Source organism: Roseobacter sp. HKCCA2468, assembly GCF_037805105.1.
In the GTDB taxonomy this organism is placed as follows: Bacteria; Pseudomonadota; Alphaproteobacteria; order Rhodobacterales; family Rhodobacteraceae; genus M30B80.
On sequence record NZ_JBBLYN010000005.1, the window covers coordinates 1 to 18,910 of the forward strand.

The window sequence follows — 18,910 nt, forward strand, 5'->3', positions numbered from 1 at the left end:
GCCATTTGGCGAAAGAGTGCGTGACGGCCTATGATGCGGCCTTCGGGTGAAAATATCTGAGGGGACAGGGCGAGGACATACCCCCGCCCCTTTTGCCAAGCATCAGGCGGCGTTTTTATCCAAGGCATAAGCCCCAGCGCCATGCGCGAAGAACATCAAGAATGCACCTGCGATAGAGAAGTTCTTGAGGAACATGATCATCTGTATCTGATCGGAAAAATTGTTGTGATACAGCACTGCTGTCACAACACAGAAGGCCGCGCCTGCCAATGCGACAAGGCGCAATTTTAACCCCACCAATAGCGAAGCCCCTACCAAAATCTCGAAGATAATCGCAGGCCACGCCAAGAAGGCTGGCAAACCACCCATCGTGACATAGCCTGCAAAGCCTTGCACATCGGCAAGCTTGCCCAGACCTGCCATCAGGAAAAATCCACCAATGAACACGCGCGCGATCAGCGGCGCAAATTTTTCAAGCTGCTGCATTAGATATCCATCCTTTTCCAAAAGCCATTCGCGGCTTGGCGCGGACATCAACACAGCGTTCAGCGGTCGGATATTCTAAAAGAATTGACGCGCTTTGTGCAAATACGCACAGAGAGAGGGCTTTACAGATTTAAAAATTATATCTGACCTTTTGCATTCCCCGAGTGACGGGCCCGTCATCCCTGCATCCAAGAGATGCGGTTTCTATGGGATTGCCTTTGTGACTGAATGATTGGCCATCAGGCTGGCAAATTACGAGCGGATGCAGATGATTTGCTCTTGCCTCTTGCGCTGCAATACCGACAAAACTTTACACGAGTTAAATTTCAAAAATGCCCCTTTTATGCTCAAATCCACAGACGTGGGCATTCAGCCGGGGGGAAAGGATGTCGAAGATGTATCTTGGGATCGATTTGGGAACTTCGGCTGTTAAGCTTTGTGTCATTGATGCTGAGGGAAATCTGATCGCGCAAAGTAGCAAAGATTTGCCCATTTCACATCCGTTTGATGGGGCAAGCGAGCAAAATTGCGAGGATTGGTGGGAGGCAACACGCGCCTGCATCAAGGCATTAGATCCCGCGCTTCGCATTGCCATCAAGGCGATTGGCCTATCTGGCCAGATGCATGGTGCCGTTGTGCTGGACGCACAGCGCAAACCTGTGCGACCCGTGATTTTATGGAATGACGCCCGTGCAGATGTTGAATGTTCCGATATCATCGCGGCCGATCCGTCAGCCGCGCAACATGCAGGCGTTTTGCCAATGCCGGGTTTTACGGCGCCAAAAATCTTGTGGTTGTCACGTCATGAGCCCGAGGCCCACGCCAAGATCCGCCATGTGATGTTGCCCAAAGATTATATCGGGCTCTGCCTGCATGGCGGATGTGTGACCGACCCATCAGACGCCGCAGGCACATCATGGTTTGACGAGGCCGCGCGGTGTTGGTCTGCGCGGCTTTGTGAGCTGACCGCAACCGAACCTGCTTGGCTGCCCCACGTCCTGCATGGCACGGATGTGGCTGGCACGCTTTTGCCCGATATCGCCACCGATCTGGGTCTGACGCCTGACATTCCTGTGGCGGCAGGGGCAGGCGATGGTGCGGCGGGGGCAGTCGGTCTTGGTGCCGTGCAAGCAGGTGATGGGTTTATCTCGCTTGGCACCTCGGGGCAGCTTTTTGTGACCACGGATGCCTATCGCCCAAATATCGAAAATCGCATTCACGCCTATGCCCATACCGTGCCTGATCACTGGTTTCAGATGGCCGCAATGTTGAATGGCGCACGCCCGATGGCGTGGCTGGCCGATCTATTAAACCGCCCCATTGATCTTCTCTTGACCGAAGCGGCCGAGGCCCGGCCAGGCCCGCTCTTCCTACCCTATCTGACAGGAGAGCGCACACCGCATGGAGACACCACAATTCGCGGGGGATTTGCCAATCTGGGCGAGGGCATGAGCCAAGGCAGCTTGATGCGCGCTGTTCTTGAGGCGATTGCCTTTTCTTTTGCTGATGCGGCCGAGGCCTTTGCAAAAGCGGGCACGGCCCCAACCTCACTCTTGGCCATTGGCGGGGGCACCCGCAGTGATTTGTTGATGCAAATGATCGCAGATGTGACAGGGATTACACTTGGTCGCAGCGATGAGGCCGTTGTGGGCCCTGCCCTTGGGGCCGCCCGGCTTGCGCTTGTGGCCTGCGGCGACAAACCGATGGATGCAGTGATGCAACGCCCCACTGTCCGTCATTGGTTCAAACCGAAGGGGGCAATCGATCACAGCACGCAGATACGCCTTGAGGCATATCGCGCCTTATATCCCGCATTGCGAACGGTTCAGCAAAAACTGAGGTAAGAAAGCTGCAAGTCTACCAACCGCAAGCGGATCGCACAGGGCAAGAAACCCACCAAGCCTATCACATCCGCCAAAGTGACAAAACCATACAGCGCGATACGAGCAGACTAGTTGATTTTATTGGTTGCGGGGGCAGGATTTGAACCTGCGGCCTTCAGGTTATGAGTGAGGTGGTAATAATATAGCACCATGTCGCATAATGTCTAATAAACTGCTGTTTTTATGACTTTTTATGGTTTTCATAGATTTTTAATTGCCTGCTTTGACTCCATGAGATACCCTCAAGTATCATTCATAACGTAGCAATAACGCGGCAATTATGCTGACAGACAAGCAAATTCGAGACGCAAAGCCTAAAAATACTGTTTATCGCCTGCGGGATACTCATTCTGTCGTCCGCGGATTTGGTGTGACAATCGCCCCTTCAGGCGCGAAGAGTTTCTTTTTAGCGTTTACAAGTCCAGAAGACGGAAAGCGGAAACAAGTCAGCCTGGGCAGATATCCAAGCGTTAAACTGGCTGATGCCCGAAGGCTAGCATTGGAGTATCGGGGGCGTATTGATGCAGGAGTTGATCTTGCCAGAGAAAAACAACAGGCAATCGCTCACAATATCGAACAACGGTCCCTAGGCACGTTAGGCGATTTGCTGGATTTGTATATTGACGACCTTGAGCAGGACGGGAAACGTACAGCGAAAGAGGTTAAGCGTATCAAGGGCAAGGATATTCCGTCATATCTCTTATCGCGCCCTGCTCATCTCGTTTCTAGAGATGATATTTTGGATGTCCTCGCAGCGATCGCGCAGCGTGGTGCTAAGGTGCACTCAGATAATGTGCGTGCGTATTTAAGAGCAGCATTCGAGCTTGGAATACACGCACAATCGATGACCCGGTGGCGCGGTCAAGCGCCCAAATTTTCTATCGAACATAATCCCGTTGCTACCATCAAGCGAACACTTGCCCGCAAACCCAAAGGTCAGCGGGCGTTATCGGAGACCGAGGTCCGAGAACTATGGAACACAGATCTGCTGACGCCACAGATGCACCTTGCTCTGAAATTCATATTGGCCAGTGGTCAGCGAGTGGAAGAAGTTCTTCACGCCACATGGGACGAATTTGATTTTGAAAAAAGACTATGGACGATCCCGGGTGAACGCAGGAAGACCCGAGGAAAAATATCTGAGCCGCATCTGGTTCCGCTGACTGACTTACATACCCAAATACTGGACGAAATAAGATCCACGACCCTTGATCCACAGTTCTTGTTCCCTGCACGAGGCACAGATGGCCCTCGTCGGTACGATAGTCTTACAAAACCCGTATCTATCTTTGTAAAGCAAAGTGGCATGCCATCGTTCTCAGCCCGCGATCTCCGCCGGACATTCAAGACATTAGCCGGATCAATGGGCATCTCTCTTGAAATGCGCAACAGGTTGCAAGGCCATGCACTCGTTGACGTCGGCAGCGTCTATTATGATCGGTTTGATTATTTGGATCAGAAGCGGAACAGCATGCAGGTGTGGGCAATTGGTTTAACCCAAATCATCGGAAGCAAAGATGAAGGATAAAAAAGGAATACTCGCGGCTCTAGATGCAGAGATTTCTCTGGAAGATAAAATAGCTTTTGAGCTGCATAAGGTCCTTTCAGACGATAGTTCGACTGAAAAATACTCTGACCGTCGTGATATTCAGAACATCAGACGCCGCGAATTAATTGTTGCGGCTGTAAGTGCCATCCTACAGCATCAGAGTGACAAGCTCACAGACGACGATGGATCTGTTAACATTGAACTTGCTGATGACACTAATCCTTTCAGTGAACTCTCCGCAGCGTTCAGGGATCTGCAGCATGATGTTCAGAGACTGAACGAGGGGATGGAAGCAGAACGCGTCGCAAGGCCCGTTATCCATGAGTCGATTACGGGGGACGAAATAATTCCTATCGACAGAAAATTACGGATCCTATGGTACGTCGCTTCTGAATTATACTCCAAATCAGATAAAGTTTTATATCGGACCCAAAAAGCACTTGAGGAGCACGCAGCAACAATCTTGGGCAGCACGCAAAAGTCCCTTAAATCGCAGCGATCACAATTAAAGTCCAAAGGCAAAGCTTCTGAACAGAATTTATTCTACACAACCCTGAATGACTGTAGACAGTTATCAAAAGAAAATGACGGTCAAATCAGCCCTTTAAAACTGCTACTCCCCGCGCTGCAGGCGTTATCTCGTGATTAAATTTGACTGAACGGCAAAAAGTTAATTGGACAGCCTACAGGCTTAACCACATTCGCTCGTAACCTCCATGCACCTGTAACAGACATGGAGAATAAAGATGCCGTATAACGCAGTGAAATCAGACTTCATGATGTCTGATGAAGTCGAAGCGCGTGTTCCCTACAGTCGCGCGCATTTATATCGCCTGGAAGATCAGGGCGCGTTTCCAAAGCGTAAACGGATTGGTGCCAATCGTATTGCTTGGGTGCGCGATGAAGTTGAGCGTTGGCTTTCTGAACGTATGGGGGGCCAGTCATGAGTGGGAATGACGACAGCACAAAAAATGGACAGGGCAAGTTAGACTTCTCGAAGTTTAAGATACCCTCCGGAAGCTCGGATCTGCCCGTCGCACGCAAACTCATCTTGCATGTGCCGGTGACCAAAGCTGCAAAACAGAGGTATGTGAGGGTCCACCAGGATCAAGCGTATCACTTTGAGTGCGCATTGCTTAATCTTGAGGGCGAAGAAAGACCGTTTTTGCTCTCGCCTGAAATCGCGCAGACGATTGCTAAAGACGCAAAGCGGGCAACACTTAAACTCGCGATTGATCGTCAAGGCAACATTTTTCTTTGGCCAGTTCCGCCAATTCCTGAGGATGGCAATGACAACCCTTGGAACCAAAGTCAGCGTGAAGTGGCCGAGCTGGCAAAAACTCATTGGGTACGTCTCACATCCAATCGATCAGTAGGGTGTTATGAACCTATTGTAGCGCAGGGTGATATACCTGAGCCAGTTTGGCCCGAACTGACCATGGACGAAATCCTCACAATTGCATTTGGGTCAACACATGTCATCATTGATCACGAACACCCTGCCCTGCAGAAACTTTGGGGGTTGGAATGACGTATACTGAGCTTGCACACCTACCGTTCCAAAAGATCTATGCGATCGATTTTGAATACTTTGGATCGGAAGGTGAGACTCCAAATGTTGTTTGCATGGTAGTTCAAGATCTTCGATCTGGTGAATTAAGCCGACATTGGCAAGACGATCTCCAGAAAATGAAAACTCCTCCGTTTGAAACGGGGGAGGATATTGCATTGGTTTGCTATTTTGCGCCCGCCGAAGTGCAAAGCATGCTTGCTCTGGGTTGGGGCTTTGATGTGTCTATGATTGATCTGTTCGCGGAATTCCGTTGCGACACGAATGGTGACCCGAACGTGGGTCGGCAATCTCTGGTGAGCGCCTTGCAATTCAACGGGCTGGACCATTTGATCCCAGAAGAAAAGGACAGCATGCGTGATTTGATCCTGTCTGGTGGTCCGTGGTCCGAGGGTCAACGCTCAGCAATCCTAGATTATTGTGCGCAAGACGTCGCTGCACTTGGCCCTTTGTTGAATGCAATGCTGAAGCACGCACCGTGGTCCGAACTGCGATTAAATCAAGCCCTACTCCGCGGTCGATATGTGAAAGCCGTCGGAGCGATGCAGCACTTTGGCATCCCAATCGATTTTGATCTCCTAGAGACGTTGAATGCGAGCTGGGACGCTATAAAGCAAAAACTGATCGTACAGGTGGATACACAGTATGGTGTTTATGTTGATGGGACTTTCAAAGAGGCACTGTTTGAAATCTACCTCTCTCACAAGCAGATCCCATGGCCCCGGTTAGATAGCGGACGTTTAGCCTTGGATCGTGACACGTTTAGTAACATGAGTAAAAGGTATCCCGCCGTTCAGCCCTTGCACGAACTACGTAAAACGCTTGGAGAATTGAAACTGAATAAGCTTGCGGTAGGTCGAGACGGCCGCAATCGAACAATTCTCTCACCGTTTGCTGCAAAAACGGGACGCAACCAGCCCAGTACAACCAAATTTGTGTTTGGGCCGGCGAAATGGGTTCGGGGATTAATCAAACCCGCCGAGGGAATGGCATTGGCGTATTGTGATTGGTCCTCGCAAGAAATCGCAATCGCTGCAGCGCTTTCCGGCGACGAGCTACTCTGGGAAGCATACCACACTGGCGACCCATATCTTGCTTTTGCGATCGCAGCGGGACTGGCACCACCGAATGCGACTAAGCAAACTCACAAAGCCATCCGCAGCCGATGTAAAGCGGTTGTATTAGGCACCAATTATGGAATGAGCGCCTATGGCGTGGCTCAAGCGGCGAAGATTCATGAGTTGGAAGCGAAGGCGCTGCTGCAAAAGCATCGTGAGACCTACCGAACGTTTTGGGCTTGGGCGGAAAACAACAAAGAACGTGGATTGCTTGGGCTAAAGCTGGAAACCTGCTTCGGGTGGTCCATTCAAGTCACCGCCGGTGATGCAAAAGCGAACACGTTTTTGAATTGGCCGATGCAAGCCCATGGGGCAGAAATGATGCGCATTGCGTGCATTCTTGCAGTGGAACGCGGCATTACGCTCTGCGCGCCGATACACGATGCCCTATTGATTGAGGCACCTTTGGATCAAATAGACGCGGATGTCGTCAGGCTAAAAGAGTGCATGTCGGCAGCCAGCGAGGCTGTCCTTGGCGATGGAAAAGTTTGCAGGGTTGATGCGGATATTGTGCGGTATCCGGATCGATATATGGACGAGCATGGCAAGGATATGTGGGACCAAATCATGGGCCTCCTAGCCCAGACTTGAGGGTCGCACACCGACGCGGTTTCCACGGGGGCACCTACGCGCGTTCCGCGGCACCGTATCATTATCCTCATTATTCTCCTTCAATATAAATATAGGGTAGTCCTATGGGTAACACGAAAGCCGCTCAACGCGCGAAACGGGATGCCATGTTCCTCATGGGACCAGTTACCTTCGGGTGGATTAAGCGCAACATTCCAGATCCAACATCGAGAATTATCTTGGTCGCGGAGGCGTATATGAAAATGGCAACACCAACTCTCAAATCTTTGGCACTATCACTCAAGGTCTGGGACTGCGCAGGGATCGAGAGCCACGATCAGAGATCCAGGGTTCTGAAAAAGATTGATCAACAGTGCGAAGGGTACTGGGTTGAACGGCGTGAAGGTCGCACTGCGGTATTACACAAAGGCAAAAACCCAAATGAAATTACCCCCGAATGAATTTGTCAGGCTAATACTAAAAGACCTTGGCCCAAGAACCGCGGGCCATAAACAGGGGGGGCCCCTTTGATCTTTTTGTTACTATCGTTCGGATTTGACACAGTAACCCCTGCTTCCAGGTCCGTGGACCTTGGCCCTTAGTTATAGATTCCAGTCTTTGCGCCAATTACGCTGCAGGACACCTTCCTCAATCAAGCTTGCTTCGATCTGCTTTATCTCTGTTAGTACTTTGCGGCCCACCTCGACACGCTTCTGGGTAGCTGTGCGTTTTTCTTTTGTTAGTCTTCCATGCACAGTTTGCGAAGCGGTAATTTTATCACGTCCAGCTTGCGTTCGAGGCCCCGTGCTTTTGCCGCCGTGCCGCGTGCATCGGCCAGTTCGCTTCACCGCTGGGCGCTGACATTCACCTCCGGCCTTGGTCCTAGCACCGCAGCGGATGCCCGGCCAGTTCGAACCAAAGCGTGTTTCGATCCCAATTTCAACGTTACCTTTTGTTAACATTCCAAACACCCCTATACGAGTGTTATATTATAACAAAATTAAGGGCGCTATGCGAGGGGGCATTCTAAGTGAAAATCTCTCACACAGCATCACGGCCAGGCGGATGATCTCTGGACTGGTTTTGAAATACTTGAAGGGAGAGCGTTTGGTCATAACCAGACGCTAGTCGGCTCCCTGTCCTGCCTCAAGCAAAGTTCTTCTGACAAAGCCCATGCGACAGTTCAGGTTATTCAGAACCCGCAATAGCTTTGCCGCAAGACAACTTCGTGCATCATCGACGCCAGAGTGGTCAGGTCGAAAACGGGCCGTTTCAGGCTTTGTTGCAGCGCCTTTGCGTATGGCGGCATATCCGTGCATTCGAGAATGATCGATTTGATCTCGGGCCTACGCCGGACCAGTTCCAGACCGGCGTCCAACACCTCCTTTTCGATCTTTCCCAGATCCATGTCGACGCGCTCGTTTCGAAGGATGACCGAAGCGAACTCGTCGCTGTTCTCCAGTCCCTGAACTACGATTGGAATGCCACTGGCACCAACCCCGGCAATGTGCTTGTCGGTGAGTGACTGTGCCGAAGCCGTCAACACGCCGACCGGTGCCCGGGTCATCTGATAGGCCAGCGGCACCTGAAGCAGCGAGGACACGAAAACAGGCACTGATACGGCTTCGGCGATCTCGGTCTGGAACAGCGCGAGAAACCCGCAGGACCCCGTGATCGCCCTTACGCCTCGGTCCTCCAGCCGCCGGGCGGCATCGAGGATCGGGGCAAGCATGTCCGGGCTCGGGTCGTTCAAAAGCCGCGGCACCGTGATCCCGTGCAGAATCTCGTAGGCCGTCGTGAACGGCAGGCTTGAGGGATTCTTGATATGGCCAGGCGGCTTGGGGAAATAGCTTTCCAGCGAAAGCACCCCGATCGAGATGCCGCAGATGTTTTGTCCGCCACGCAAAATGGTCACGATGTGCCTCTTTCAGAAACGCAAAGGGTTGTAGGGAGAAAGATCGATGTTCGGCGGGGTGCCCGACACGATGTCGGCGACGATGCGGCCGGTCTTGGGCGCCATCATCAAGCCATAATGGCTATGCCCGAAGGCGGCGATCAGTCCTGGGTGTCCCTCGATCTCGCCGATGCAGGGCAGGCTGTCAGGCAGGCTCGGGCGCTGACCGGACCATTTGGTGGCCTTGTCGGTGCGCATATCGGGAAGCATCGACTGGGCCAGCGCTGCCAGCCCTGCCGCCCGCTTTTCGCTGATCGGCGCGTCCAGGCCCGAGAATTCTGCGGTACCTGCCACGCGCAGCCCGTCATCCATAGACGACGCGACGAACTTCATGTCCATGTCCATGACCGAATGTGTCAGGCTAACACCCGGATCGGCAAAGGAGAGGTGATAGCCACGCTCTGACTCGAGCGGAAAGCGAAGCCCGAGCGGTTTCAACAACTCCGCCGACCAGACACCCATCGAGACCACCAGTTTCGGCGCCGTGTGCCGGGTGGTTTCAGTCACGCAGGTCCAGCCGCCACTCCGGCCAGGGATCAGTGCTTTGACCGTTTCGCGCAGGATTTCACCACCCTGACGGGCAAACCTCTCGGCAAGCACCGCGCCCAGCCTGCCAGGAGACGTGACGCGCGCCTGATCCTTCAACAGGATTGCTGCCTTGAAATCATGGCTGAGCGCCGGTTCGAGCGCACGCAGGCCGGCTGCATCGATGCGATGACCCAATGCCGCATCGGCGATCTGGCGGCGGCGCAGGATCCATTGGACCGCGCAATGCGCGCCGTGGCGCAGGATGGCGACAGCGATCTGTTGCGCCTGTTGGTTCATATCGTGGCGGCGGACATGGCCTATCTGCAGGGCAACATCCCGAAAGCACAGGAAGAATTGGCACGCGGCACCGGGTTTTCCGCCTCTTTCGGCCCCGCCGAACCCCTGTTGATTTCGCACCGGGTGCGGGCCTGGTGCGCGGTCTTGTCCGGCAATCCCGAACAGGCGATCGAGCTGACCGAGCATGGCATCACGCTGGGCCTGCGGCATGGGCTGGCGCGGCTGACCTTTTCGCTGATCGGACAGCAGGTCACGATCCTGATCCACGCAGGGCGGGTGCCCGAGGCGCGCAAACTGGCCGCGCGCTGGGGCGTCTTTGATGACAGTTGGCAAAGCCGGTTCCAGCCGGCCAGCGAAAGCCTGAACGCGGTGCACAGACGGATCCTGGCCGAGATTGCCATTGCCGAAGGCCGCGCGCAGGAGGCCATCACCCAGTTGCATCTGCAAGAACGGCGGCAGCGCAACCGCGTGGCCCTGAGCGACGCCCTGCGTCTGCGGCTGCTGAAGGCGCATGCATTGGCGCAGGCCGAAAAGGCGGATGATGCCGCGCGGGAAATATCACGCGCCGCGCAGATGGCACAGGACAGCGGCCTTGTGGTGCCCTTCATGGAATACGCGCGGTTTGCCGCGCCGCTCTTGCGCGACGTAATCGCCCGGCGCGCTGCTACCGACACGCCGCCTGAACTGCTGAAAGCCTCGGCCGAGGCGCAGCTCTTGGCGCGCATTGACCAGACCGCCCCAAGCATCCTGCCCCCCGACCCCGAAGACGACCCCGAGCCGGACGCGCTGACCGAACGCGAGATCGAACTGTTGCAGCTGATCGAAAGCGGGCTGACCAATGCCCAGATCGCGGCCCATCTGGTGATCTCGGTCGCGACGGTCAAATGGCATCTCTACAATGCCTTTCAGAAACTGGGGGTGCGCAACCGGATGGGTGCGCTGGCCGCAGCCCGCAAACACGGGCTGCTCTAGTCGCGCTCAACGTTCGGTTTCGACCACGGCGGTCAGCCCGTCCATCTGATCGCTCAGCTCGATCTGGCAGGACAGGCGGCATTTCGACGGGGTTTCGACCGAAAACTCCAGCATATCGTCCTCATCCGCGCCGCGCCCCTCCAACAGATGCTCCCACCCTTGGCCAAAAGACATCGCGCAGGTGCCGCAGGCGGCATTGCCGCCGCAATCCGCATCGACGCCCGGAATAGATTTGGCCTTGGCCGCCTCCATCAGCGTCATGCCCGGTTTAGCCTGGACTTCGTATTCGGCCTTGTCGGTGCCGGTGATGCGGATCGTGATCATTGTCCCCTCCTGAAAAAACGTGACGCCTTGATCTAGCGCAGCACATCCGCCCCATCCCCAACCTAAAGTCTGGGGTGCGGCGACAATCGCCGGGGCAGGATCAGGGCAGGATGACACCCCCGGCGCAGATGAGCCGGCCAGAGAGGACACAGGTATGACAGACTTGCAGGCCATCACGCAGGCGACGCCCCTGGTGCGCACGCTTTTCGACACACAGCGCGCGGGCTTTGACGCAGATCCCTATCCATCCCTGCAGGAACGTCTTGACCGGCTGGACCGGCTGAACGCCGCCCTGGCCGCCCACAAGGAAGAGCTGATTGCCGCGATCAACCGCGATTTCGGTTGCCGCAGCCGCTCTGAAACCCTGATCGCCGAGATCCTGGGCTGTCACGGCGCGATCCACTATGCCCGCAAGAACCTGCGCAAATGGATGAAGCTGCGCCGCCGGCATACGTCTTTCTGGTCACTGCCGGCGAAATGCTATGTCGTGCCCCAGCCTCTGGGGGTCGTGGGGATCATGGCGCCGTGGAACTATCCCTTGCATCTGGCGGTGGCGCCTCTGGTCGCGGCGCTGGCGGCGGGCAACCGGGCGATGATCTGGATGTCGGACGAGGTGCCGCATACCGCACGCTGTCTGTCCGACCTGATGGCGCGCACGTTTGACAACGCATTGGTCACGGTGATGACAGGTGACGCGCGTCAGGCGGCCGAATTTGCCGCCCTGCCCTTTGATCACCTGCTGTTCACCGGCTCGACCCGTGTGGGCAAGCTGATCGCGGCCGCCGCCGCGCCCAATCTGACGCCGGTCACGCTCGAACTGGGCGGCAAGAGCCCGGCCATCGTGGCGCCGGATTATGCCATCAAGGAAGCCGCCGCGCGCATCACCTGGGGCAAAAGCTTCAACGCCGGTCAGACCTGTATCGCGCCGGATTACGTGCTGGTGCCCAGAGGCGATGCCCGCCGGTTCGCCGATCAGGTGCTGGCCAATTTCAAACAGCATTTCAACAGCATTCTTGATCATGACTATACCGCCATCGTCTCGGAAAGGTTCTTTCGCCGGCTGAACACCCTCCTGGACGAAGCCCGCGACAAAGGCGCCACCATCCTGCAACCCTATGGCATTGAACAAAGCGTGGTGGATGGCACCCACAAGGTGCCGCTGACCATCGTTCTGGATGCGCCCGCCGATTGCGCGCTGATGCAGGAAGAGATCTTTGGCCCGATCCTGCCGGTGATCGGCTATGACACTCTGGACGAGGCGATCGCCTATGTCGCCGCGCGCGACAAGCCGCTGTCGCTCTATTGTTTCAGCCATGACCGCTCGGTGCAGCGCGACATCCTGCGGCGCACCAGTTCGGGGTCGGTCGGCATCAACGATGCCCTGCTGCAATACATCCAGGAGGATCTGGCCTTTGGCGGGGTCGGCGCCAGCGGCATGGGCAGCTATCACGGCAAGGAAGGGTTTGACACGTTTTCCCACGCGAAATCGGTGTTCGAACAGCGCGGCTTTGGCCATTTCACCGGCGTCAAATTGCTGTATCCGCCCTATGGTCCGATCTCCAGGGCGGTCCTGCGGCTGATGGGGGTCTGAATGACCCGTGGTCTGCCCGCTGGCCAGCGCCTCCTTCAGAGCTGGACCCATGCCGCCTGGCCCCTCCACCCAGATACCCCTGCCGCCGCAAAGTTCCGCGAATTTGTCATAGCGCGGTGATTGGATCTCGGCGCCCAACAGCCGGCCACCGTAGAATTCCTGTTGATAGGCCTTTTCGGCGCCCCAGGCTGCGTTGATGACATCGGCAACGCCCGCATGGGCAAGCGGCGACGCATGAGATGGTCTCCTCAGGGCGCACATCGTGTTGCGATCACACGGGCCGCCGTCCTTGACGGGAGGTTGCGCGTCTCAAAGCGAGCAGAGTGAACACCAAGTTTTGCCCACTCCCGTTTTTCAGCTTGTTGAAGCATCGTTCGACCAGGTTGCGCAGGCGATGTAAAGACTGGTCGACGCCGACACGCATTTTGCGTGATTTGCGCATCGGGATGACTGGAAGAACGTCACGCTTATCCATAGAATTTCGAATGCTATCAGCGTCATAGCCCCGATCAGCCAGCAGAACGCTTGGCGTTGGCAGGTTATCAGCCATGACCAGATCAAAGTCAAGATAGTTGGAGGTCTGCCCAGCGGTGATCTCGATCCTCATGGGCAGCCCGGCGGCATTGCACAGGAGGTGGATCTTGGTCGTGAAACCACCGCGCGCACGGCCGAAACCCTGCTGCGGAGTCCCCCTTTAGCGCCCGCTGCCTGACGCGGCCTCGTTGCACCAATCTCCAATAAGACGAGTTTTTCCTTTCCCCAACAGCTTCGTAACTTAGCCGTTCAAAAACAGCCAGCCCCCGCAGTCTTTCTGCCGCGTTTTACCTGGGACACTGGGTTTTGAGCTGTAGTGGACAAAATTGGTGATCAAACGGGCCGCAGTGTTTGACAGAAGGATGGGCGTCTCAAAGCGGGCCGTTCGACCACCAGCTATTACCCACTCCTATTCAGGGCAAAAATAATCTTCTGATGCTATTGGATCTTCTTCATAATTAGGGGCTGCGCGACATCAACCTGAAAATTCCCTCGGTGAACTGTGACCGCCAAGCTGCACGCTCTAAACTCAATCCTGCCGAAGTGAACACCAGACATCCATGCCTCGGTGCTCTTTCAATCCCGCAGCGCATGTGTCTTGTCCAGCAACCAGTTGCGCAGTGTTTCGGCGGCTGGCTTTCGAGCGGCGTTTCGCGGCAGGGCAACCTGATACCAAACGCAGCGCAGCAAGCGTTCGTCCAGCCGGACGAGGCGGTTGGCCGCCATTTCCTGCCTGCACAGGATATCATCCGCCAGTATCACACCTTCGCCGTCTACGGCCGCATCAATCGCAAGAGACAAGTCGGAGTAAACGCGCCCTGTTCGCCAAGCGTCGCTTTCAGGTTCGTTCGCAGCAAACCACTTGTGCCAGGTCTCCCGTCCATTGTCGTGCACCAGCTCGGCGCTGGACCAGTCGACAGTGCCGTTTGCATTCATAAGCCTGTCCGCAACTTGGGGCGTTGCGGCGGGGTACCCGTCGATCGGAAACAGGTCGGTCTTCTCAACGCCGCTCGCGGGCATTCGGGTGGCGAAGTGGATGATCATGTCGGCCTGACCGTCCGTGATCCGTTCGGGTGTCCACGCGGGGCGTAGGTCCACCTCGATCCTAGGATAAAGCGCGCAGAACTCGGTGATGTGCTTGCGAAGCCAGAGCGAAGCCAAGGCGGGTTCGGCACTGACGACGACCGCTCCCGATTGCGATTTGCGAAGTATCCCTTCGCAGGCGTCGGTCAGCGTCTGCAGCCCGCTCGCCACCTGAGGCATCAGCGCCCGTCCTGTCGCCGTCAGTTCCACCCGGTTTCCATGCCGGGAAAACAGGTCGGCACCGAACCACTCTTCGAGGTTCTTTACGTGCTGGCTCACCACGCTGTGGCTGACGTTCAATTCGCTTGCCGCCTTGGCAAAGCTCGAATGCCGGGCGGCGGCCTCGAAGGCGCGCAAGGAGTTCAGATGACGAAGTGAACGGGTCATGTCTCAGCGTAGCGAAAAACGACGCTGAGCGCAAGATCTTCGCGTTTTGTCCCGCAACTCGCGCACCTTACCGTTTGCGGAAGCTCCAGAACTCGGACCAACCGAACCAAGCGACTTCAGCAACAAGGGAAACCGCCATGACCACATCCATCACCCGCCGCAAACTTCTGAAGACCTCCGCAAGTCTTGGCGTTCTTGCCGGCACCGGTATGCTTGCCGCGCCGGCTATCGCGCAGAGCCGGTCGATCAAGATCGGATCCTATGGCGGCTACTTCGAAGACAGCCTGAAACAGCACGTCTACCCCGTGTTTACCGAAGCCACGGGTATCGCCGTGGAGAGCGTCACGCAGCCGGACTCGACCAGCTGGCTGCAGACGATGAGCCAGGCTCTGTCTGCCGGGAACATCCCCGCTGATCTGTCGATGCACACGCCGGTGAACATTATCAAGGCGGGGCGCCTTGGCGGCATCCTTGCGCCGATCGACCCTGGCCGGATCGCGACCATCGACAATGTAGGCGAGAGCTTCCTTTCTCGCCAGGGTGACAGTCTACTTGGCGTCGGCGCGCTGAGCTTCTTCTACTCGATGGTCATCAATACCGACGAGATCACCGAAGAACCGAGCAGCTGGGCGGATTTCTGGGACTCGAACCGTTTCGAGGCCAGCCTCGGCCTGCCCAAGAGTGTCAACTTCCACTTCCTCGAGGTGGTCGCCGCAACCTTCCTGGGCGGCACCGACGCGCTGCGGACCCACGACGGTATCATCGCCGCCGTTGAGAAGGCTGCCGAACTGCACCAGAACGTCGCGCTGTGGTACACCGGCGAAAGCCAGATGGAACAGGCGTTGAAGAATTTCGACGTGGTGGGTGGCATGTATTTCCACGACGTTGCGGGGCTGATGGCCGCCGATGGCCACCCGGTCAAGTCGATCTTCCCGCGCGAGGGCAACGTGATCGACTTCAATTCCTGGACGCTGGCGCAAGGCTCGGACAAGCAGGACGAAGCCTATGAATTCATGGCCTTCTCCTGCCAGCCGGAAACGCAGGCGATCATGTCGCGCATGATCGGCACCGCCCCGGTCGTCGATGCTGCGTCGACCGGACTGTCGGGTGACGAACTGGTCGCCGTCACCGGAACACCCGCCATCCATGTGCCCTACGAGGTCTACCTCGATGACGAGACCTTCATCAACGAAGCCTGGGACCGCATGGTTGCCCAAGCCTGATGCGGATGAAGGGGGCCGAGTAAGTGTCTGATCTTGTTCTTGAAGATGTCCGCAAGGAGTTTGGCAGCTTCGTCGCCGTGCAGGGCGCGAACCTGATATTCGAGGCGGGAAAACTCACGGCGCTTCTCGGCCCCTCCGGCTGCGGGAAGACGACGCTCTTGCGGATGATCGCCGGTCTGGAAGGCCCGACGAAGGGACGCATTCTGCTGAATGGGCAAGACATCGCGCCACTGCCGGCAGAAAAACGCAAGTTCGGCATGGTGTTCCAGTCTTTTGCGCTGTTTCCGCACCTGAACGTGGCGCGCAACGTGTCCTACAGTCTGCGCATTGCCGGGGTAGATGCTGCGACCCGACGGGCAAGGGCTCAAGAGTTGCTGGACTTGGTGCAACTCGGCGACAAGGGGCAGAACAGGGTCGGCGAATTGTCCGGCGGTCAGCGTCAGCGGGTGGCAATCGCGCGCGCGCTGGCGCAGGAGCCGGAAATATTCCTGCTCGACGAACCAATGTCCGCACTGGACGCCAAGCTGCGCAATGACATGCAGATGGAGTTGCGGCTCTTGCAGCAGCGGCTTGGCATCACCACAATTGTCGTCACCCATGACCAGCGCGAGGCGATGACCATGGCCGACCGGATCGTGGTGATGAGCCATGGCCGCGTGGAACAGGTCGGCACCCCCCAGGAGATCTACCATCGACCCGCCAACGCTTTTGTCGCCTCCTTCATCGGCAATGCCAATCTGCTGCAAGGTCAGTCGACCGAGCGCGGCGTCCGTCTGGGTGACACCGAGTTTGCCGTCGCCGATCACGGCGGCTTTGGCGCGGGCCGTGCAGTGACGCTCTTCTGCCGCCCAGAAGCGGTGCGCCTGTCCGACAGCGCACCGGCCACGAATGGCCTTCCCGGCACGGTGACATTCGTGCGCGACGAAGGCGTGGCGCGCGAGGTTCATCTTGATACACCGGCCGGACACGTCACGGCGGAGATCCCCGGCAGTTTCCATGAAACCGTCTGCATCGGCGACCGCGTGCATGCGGAATTCCCCGCCGACACCCTGCACCTGTTGCCGGCAATCGAGAGCAAGGCAGCATGACCGCGCCCACCCTTCAACACCGCCACGTCGTCAGGGGCCTTGGCGCGCTACATGTCGCCGCGGTTCTAATCTTGGCCGTCGTGCCGTTCCTACTGGTCTTCGCGATCAGCTTTGGCCACAAGGTCGAGGGCGCGGCGTGGGTCTGGGGTTTCGAGCTGACCAACTACCGCCGCTTCTTCGTCGGCACCGATTATCCCGACAGTGTGTCGCTCTTGTACCTCAAATACCTATGGTATTCGGTATGGTATGCGCTTGTTGCCGCAATCCTCGCTGTTGCCACCGCCTTCCCATTTGTCTGGCTGATGACGCGGGGCTCGCGCCGGGCGCAAACGGTCTGGCTCGTATTCTTCCTGTGCAGCCTGACCTTCTCCGAAGTCTTCATTGTCATGGGATGGGACATCCTGATGTCGAACCGTTCTGGCTTGCCGATGGTGTTCCAGGAAACCGGGCTGACCGATTGGCTGAAAGAAAATGGCGGCCTGGATCTTTTGCGCGAATGGGGGCTGGCGACGCCGCGCAACGTGCGTTTCAAGCCCAGCGAATTCGCCACAATCCTGACGCTGACCTATCTGGTTTGGCCCTACGCCGTGATCCTGCTCTACCCACCGATCTCGAAAATCGAACACGAGGTGGTCGAGGCCGCCCGCACCATGGGCGCCAGCCCCTTCACGGTCGTCCGCACAGTGGTCATGCCGATGGTCCGGACGCCGCTGGTTGGCGCCGTACTCTTGCTCTTCGTGTTCCTGCTGGGTGCCTACGTCACCATCGCCGTCTTTGCCGATCCGTCGAAGCACACGCTGTCCATCTCGGTCTACGAGGCGGTGCGGGGATCGACGCTGAACGCACCCTTCGGATCCGCGCAGGCGGTGGTGCTCCTGCTGACAGCCGCAGCGGTTTTGGTCATCGGACAGCGCTTCCTGTCTGCCAAGACCGGAGGTCGCTGAGATGGGAAAACTCCTTGCACGCGCCTTAATGGGATTTGCCGCGCTCTGGATCATCTTTCCGATTCTTGTCGTCTGCCTTGCGGCATTGAATGGCGGGCGCACGATGTTCTTCCCACCCGAAGACCCCACACTCGCCCGCTTTGCCGAGTTCTTCCTGACCGAAGAAATCTGGGTGCGCTCGCTCCGGACATCGTTCATCGTGGCCTTGTCCAGCGCGGTGCTCGCGGTGCTGACTGCATGGCCGATCGCTTACGCTCTTTGGCGCCGCAACAGCCGAGCCTCAAAGCTGGTCGCGGGCCTCGCCTCGATGCCCTTTGCTTTGCCGCCCATCGTCTTCGGTGTCGGGCTGGTGTTCTTCTGGGGATATTTGGGCGCACTTGGCGACCTGTGGTCCGGCATTCTCAGCCATACGATCCTGTTCCTGGCCCTGCCTCTGACCACGTTGTCGATCGGGCTACAATCCATCGACCGTGCGCATCTGGATGCGGCCGCGACCATGGGCGCGAGCGAGGCCACCGCCTTTCGCACCATCATCCTGCCGCAAATGATGCCCTTCACCGCCTCGGGATTCTTCTTTGCGCTCGTGCTCAGCTTCAACGAGTTCATCGTGATCTTCTTCGTCTCGGCCTCGGGCTACTCGACCGTAACAGTGCAGATCTTCAACTCGCTCCGGAACGGGTTCACGCCGACCATGGCCGTCGGAGCCATTACCTTCCTCGCAATTTCCGCGTTGGTCTTTTCCCTGATCGCGCGGTTCGGAAACCTGCCTCAACTGCTTGGGGCCGATACAAGCAAATCGTCCTGATGGA

Annotated in this window: 19 protein-coding genes and 3 pseudogenes; 14 read left to right on the top strand and 8 right to left on the bottom strand. The window is 56.9% G+C overall.

The window, feature by feature from the left end:
- Nucleotides 1-102: 102 nt before the first annotated feature.
- The gene (locus tag AAC620_RS10900) at nt 103-534 is read right to left on the bottom strand and encodes a DoxX family protein (protein ID WP_340244961.1); all 432 of its coding nucleotides are present in this window, start codon (nt 532-534) and stop codon (nt 103-105) included.
- A 347-nt stretch (nt 535-881) separates the two neighbouring features.
- Here AAC620_RS10900 and xylB point away from each other — a divergent pair, with 347 nt between their 5' ends.
- The 7 genes from xylB to AAC620_RS10935 all read left to right on the top strand — a co-directional run bounded on the left by xylB (nt 882) and on the right by AAC620_RS10935 (nt 7,637).
- Nucleotides 882-2,330, top strand: a complete 1,449-nt coding sequence (gene xylB / locus AAC620_RS10905) for a xylulokinase (protein WP_340244963.1) — start codon at nt 882-884, stop codon at nt 2,328-2,330.
- A 319-nt stretch (nt 2,331-2,649) separates the two neighbouring features.
- On the top strand, nt 2,650-3,897 hold the full coding sequence (locus AAC620_RS10910; RefSeq protein ID WP_340244965.1) for a tyrosine-type recombinase/integrase: 1,248 nt from the start codon (nt 2,650-2,652) through the stop codon (nt 3,895-3,897).
- Nucleotides 3,887-4,567 carry a hypothetical protein gene (locus AAC620_RS10915; protein ID WP_340244967.1) on the top strand — a complete coding sequence of 227 codons (681 nt, stop codon included), beginning with the start codon at nt 3,887-3,889 and terminating at the stop codon, nt 4,565-4,567. Before AAC620_RS10910 ends, AAC620_RS10915 begins: the two co-directional genes overlap by 11 nt.
- A gap of 97 nt (nt 4,568-4,664) precedes the next feature.
- The gene (locus AAC620_RS10920; RefSeq protein WP_340244969.1) at nt 4,665-4,865 is read left to right on the top strand and encodes a helix-turn-helix transcriptional regulator; all 201 of its coding nucleotides are present in this window, start codon (nt 4,665-4,667) and stop codon (nt 4,863-4,865) included.
- Nucleotides 4,862-5,449: a hypothetical protein gene (locus AAC620_RS10925; RefSeq protein WP_340244971.1), complete on the top strand. Its 588-nt coding sequence runs from the start codon at nt 4,862-4,864 to the stop codon at nt 5,447-5,449. Before AAC620_RS10920 ends, AAC620_RS10925 begins: the two co-directional genes overlap by 4 nt.
- The gene (locus AAC620_RS10930; RefSeq protein ID WP_340244973.1) at nt 5,446-7,197 is read left to right on the top strand and encodes a DNA polymerase; all 1,752 of its coding nucleotides are present in this window, start codon (nt 5,446-5,448) and stop codon (nt 7,195-7,197) included. The genes AAC620_RS10925 and AAC620_RS10930 overlap by 4 nt, the downstream gene beginning before the upstream one ends.
- 104 nt (nt 7,198-7,301) lie before the next feature.
- Nucleotides 7,302-7,637: a hypothetical protein gene (locus AAC620_RS10935; RefSeq protein WP_340244975.1), complete on the top strand. Its 336-nt coding sequence runs from the start codon at nt 7,302-7,304 to the stop codon at nt 7,635-7,637.
- 141 nt (nt 7,638-7,778) lie between these two features.
- On the opposite strand, the gene AAC620_RS10940 is transcribed toward AAC620_RS10935, so the two are convergent.
- The 4 genes and pseudogenes from AAC620_RS10940 to AAC620_RS10955 all read right to left on the bottom strand — a co-directional run bounded on the left by AAC620_RS10940 (nt 7,779) and on the right by AAC620_RS10955 (nt 9,955).
- Complete coding sequence (locus AAC620_RS10940) at nt 7,779-8,138, bottom strand: HGGxSTG domain-containing protein (RefSeq protein WP_340244977.1); 360 nt, start codon at nt 8,136-8,138, stop codon at nt 7,779-7,781.
- Between the two features lie 60 nt (nt 8,139-8,198).
- A pseudogene (locus AAC620_RS10945) lies at nt 8,199-8,291 on the bottom strand (IS6 family transposase); the annotation flags it as partial.
- Nucleotides 8,292-8,368: 77 nt separating this feature from the next.
- On the bottom strand, nt 8,369-9,091 hold the full coding sequence (locus AAC620_RS10950) for an aspartate/glutamate racemase family protein (protein ID WP_340244979.1): 723 nt from the start codon (nt 9,089-9,091) through the stop codon (nt 8,369-8,371).
- Between the two features lie 12 nt (nt 9,092-9,103).
- A complete protein-coding gene (locus AAC620_RS10955) occupies nt 9,104-9,955 on the bottom strand; it encodes an NAD(P)/FAD-dependent oxidoreductase (protein ID WP_340244981.1) in 852 nt (283 codons plus the stop codon).
- On the opposite strand from AAC620_RS10955, the gene AAC620_RS10960 reads away from it, so the two are divergent.
- Entirely contained in the window at nt 9,902-10,927 is a 1,026-nt protein-coding gene (locus AAC620_RS10960; RefSeq protein ID WP_340244983.1) for a LuxR C-terminal-related transcriptional regulator, read from the top strand. The two genes, AAC620_RS10955 and AAC620_RS10960, sit on opposite strands and share 54 nt — an antisense overlap.
- Nucleotides 10,928-10,933: 6 nt before the next feature.
- On the opposite strand, the gene AAC620_RS10965 is transcribed toward AAC620_RS10960, so the two are convergent.
- Nucleotides 10,934-11,251 (bottom strand): 2Fe-2S iron-sulfur cluster-binding protein, encoded by a 318-nt coding sequence (locus AAC620_RS10965; protein ID WP_340244985.1) that lies wholly within the window; start codon nt 11,249-11,251, stop codon nt 10,934-10,936.
- A gap of 154 nt (nt 11,252-11,405) precedes the next feature.
- On the opposite strand from AAC620_RS10965, the gene AAC620_RS10970 reads away from it, so the two are divergent.
- Together AAC620_RS10970 and AAC620_RS10975 are read left to right on the top strand one after the other, a co-directional pair.
- The gene (locus tag AAC620_RS10970) at nt 11,406-12,842 is read left to right on the top strand and encodes a coniferyl aldehyde dehydrogenase (RefSeq protein WP_340244987.1); all 1,437 of its coding nucleotides are present in this window, start codon (nt 11,406-11,408) and stop codon (nt 12,840-12,842) included.
- Nucleotides 12,843-13,022: 180 nt separating this feature from the next.
- A pseudogene (locus AAC620_RS10975) lies at nt 13,023-13,169 on the top strand (ISKra4 family transposase); the annotation flags it as partial.
- A gap of 22 nt (nt 13,170-13,191) precedes the next feature.
- Here the strand turns inward: AAC620_RS10975 and AAC620_RS10980 are convergent.
- A pseudogene (locus AAC620_RS10980) lies at nt 13,192-13,536 on the bottom strand (transposase); the annotation flags it as partial.
- A 416-nt stretch (nt 13,537-13,952) separates the two neighbouring features.
- Nucleotides 13,953-14,846: a LysR family transcriptional regulator gene (locus tag AAC620_RS10985; protein ID WP_340244989.1), complete on the bottom strand. Its 894-nt coding sequence runs from the start codon at nt 14,844-14,846 to the stop codon at nt 13,953-13,955.
- A 137-nt stretch (nt 14,847-14,983) separates the two neighbouring features.
- Between AAC620_RS10985 and AAC620_RS10990 the strand changes: the two genes are divergently transcribed.
- The 4 genes from AAC620_RS10990 to AAC620_RS11005 all read left to right on the top strand — a co-directional run bounded on the left by AAC620_RS10990 (nt 14,984) and on the right by AAC620_RS11005 (nt 18,906).
- Nucleotides 14,984-16,069 carry an ABC transporter substrate-binding protein gene (locus tag AAC620_RS10990; protein ID WP_340244990.1) on the top strand — a complete coding sequence of 362 codons (1,086 nt, stop codon included), beginning with the start codon at nt 14,984-14,986 and terminating at the stop codon, nt 16,067-16,069.
- A 23-nt stretch (nt 16,070-16,092) separates the two neighbouring features.
- Entirely contained in the window at nt 16,093-17,157 is a 1,065-nt protein-coding gene (locus AAC620_RS10995; RefSeq protein WP_340244992.1) for an ABC transporter ATP-binding protein, read from the top strand.
- 80 nt (nt 17,158-17,237) lie between these two features.
- On the top strand, nt 17,238-18,101 hold the full coding sequence (locus AAC620_RS11000; RefSeq protein ID WP_340245128.1) for an ABC transporter permease: 864 nt from the start codon (nt 17,238-17,240) through the stop codon (nt 18,099-18,101).
- Nucleotide 18,102: 1 nt separating this feature from the next.
- Entirely contained in the window at nt 18,103-18,906 is an 804-nt protein-coding gene (locus tag AAC620_RS11005; protein ID WP_340244994.1) for an ABC transporter permease, read from the top strand.
- Nucleotides 18,907-18,910: the final 4 nt, after the last annotated feature.

What these genes read in the sequence shown, in the direction of transcription:
- AAC620_RS10900 (WP_340244961.1), bottom strand. Translation starts at nt 534, where the DNA reads ATGTCCGCGCCAAGCCGCGAATGGCTTTTGGAAAAGGATGGATATCTA.
- xylB (WP_340244963.1), top strand. Translation starts at nt 882, where the DNA reads ATGTATCTTGGGATCGATTTGGGAACTTCGGCTGTTAAGCTTTGTGTC.
- AAC620_RS10910 (WP_340244965.1), top strand. Translation starts at nt 2,650, where the DNA reads ATGCTGACAGACAAGCAAATTCGAGACGCAAAGCCTAAAAATACTGTT.
- AAC620_RS10915 (WP_340244967.1), top strand. Translation starts at nt 3,887, where the DNA reads ATGAAGGATAAAAAAGGAATACTCGCGGCTCTAGATGCAGAGATTTCT.
- AAC620_RS10920 (WP_340244969.1), top strand. Translation starts at nt 4,665, where the DNA reads ATGCCGTATAACGCAGTGAAATCAGACTTCATGATGTCTGATGAAGTC.
- AAC620_RS10925 (WP_340244971.1), top strand. Translation starts at nt 4,862, where the DNA reads ATGAGTGGGAATGACGACAGCACAAAAAATGGACAGGGCAAGTTAGAC.
- AAC620_RS10930 (WP_340244973.1), top strand. Translation starts at nt 5,446, where the DNA reads ATGACGTATACTGAGCTTGCACACCTACCGTTCCAAAAGATCTATGCG.
- AAC620_RS10935 (WP_340244975.1), top strand. Translation starts at nt 7,302, where the DNA reads ATGGGTAACACGAAAGCCGCTCAACGCGCGAAACGGGATGCCATGTTC.
- AAC620_RS10940 (WP_340244977.1), bottom strand. Translation starts at nt 8,138, where the DNA reads ATGTTAACAAAAGGTAACGTTGAAATTGGGATCGAAACACGCTTTGGT.
- AAC620_RS10960 (WP_340244983.1), top strand. Translation starts at nt 9,902, where the DNA reads ATGCGCGCCGTGGCGCAGGATGGCGACAGCGATCTGTTGCGCCTGTTG.
- AAC620_RS10955 (WP_340244981.1), bottom strand. Translation starts at nt 9,955, where the DNA reads ATGAACCAACAGGCGCAACAGATCGCTGTCGCCATCCTGCGCCACGGC.
- AAC620_RS10965 (WP_340244985.1), bottom strand. Translation starts at nt 11,251, where the DNA reads ATGATCACGATCCGCATCACCGGCACCGACAAGGCCGAATACGAAGTC.
- AAC620_RS10970 (WP_340244987.1), top strand. Translation starts at nt 11,406, where the DNA reads ATGACAGACTTGCAGGCCATCACGCAGGCGACGCCCCTGGTGCGCACG.
- AAC620_RS10985 (WP_340244989.1), bottom strand. Translation starts at nt 14,846, where the DNA reads ATGACCCGTTCACTTCGTCATCTGAACTCCTTGCGCGCCTTCGAGGCC.
- AAC620_RS10990 (WP_340244990.1), top strand. Translation starts at nt 14,984, where the DNA reads ATGACCACATCCATCACCCGCCGCAAACTTCTGAAGACCTCCGCAAGT.
- AAC620_RS11005 (WP_340244994.1), top strand. Translation starts at nt 18,103, where the DNA reads ATGGGAAAACTCCTTGCACGCGCCTTAATGGGATTTGCCGCGCTCTGG.